The organism is Candidatus Frankia nodulisporulans (assembly GCF_902806475.1).
GTDB lineage: Bacteria > Actinomycetota > Actinomycetes > Frankiales > Frankiaceae > Frankia > Frankia umida.
Window position 1 is genome coordinate 1 of the sequence record NZ_CADCWS010000519.1, and the last position, 784, is coordinate 784.

Annotated in this window: 1 protein-coding gene; it reads right to left on the reverse strand. The window is 67.5% G+C overall.

The window, feature by feature from the left end:
• Nucleotides 1-767 (reverse strand): RNA-guided endonuclease InsQ/TnpB family protein (locus G6R24_RS21220; RefSeq protein ID WP_225438897.1); only part of this gene is annotated, 767 nt, incomplete at its 3' end.
• Between the last annotated feature and the right edge of the window lie 17 nt (nt 768-784).

Genomic DNA, 784 nt, shown 5'->3' on the forward strand with positions numbered 1-784 from the left:
GACAGCTTGTGCAGATGATCCCGCCGCCGGTCGGCGATCCGACCGTGGATCCTCGCGACCTTCAACCGGGCCTTCGCCCGGTTCGCCGAGCCCTTCTTCTTCCGTGACAGCTCCCGCCGCGCCCGGACCAGCCGGACCCGGTCGGTCCGCTCGTACCGCGGGTTGGCAATCCTCTCCCCGGTGGACAGCGTGACCAGCGACGTGATGCCCACGTCCACCCCGACCTGCCCGCCCGCCGCCGGCAGCGCCTCGATCGGGCAGTCCACCAGGATCGACACGTGATACTGGCCCCGGCTGTTCCGGGACACCGTCACCCGCGACGGCACCGCGCCTTCCGGGAACGGACGGGACCAGACGATCCGCAGCGGCGCGGCCTGCTTCGCCAGCTTCAGCCGCCCGTCCCGGAACGTGAAGCAGTTCCGGAAGTAGGTCGCCGCATCGTTCGTCTTCCCCTTCCGCTTGAACATCGGGTAGCCGGCCCGTTTTCCCCAAAAGTTCACGTAGGCGGTTTGGAGATTCCGTAGCGCGGCCTGTAGCGGGCCTTTCGACGGCTCGGCCAACCACAGAGTGTCCGGGTCCCGTTTCCACCCGGTGAGCATCAGATCGGTTTCCGCGTGGCTGATCCGCCGCTGTTCCTGGGACCACGCCCGGTGCCGTTCGGCAAGTGCCCGGTTGTAGACGTAGCGGACACAGCCGAACGTTTTCGCGAGGTTCTCCATCTGGTCGGGGGTCGGGTAGAAACGGTAGCGGTACGCCCGCTTCACCACCCGACTTCCCACACCTG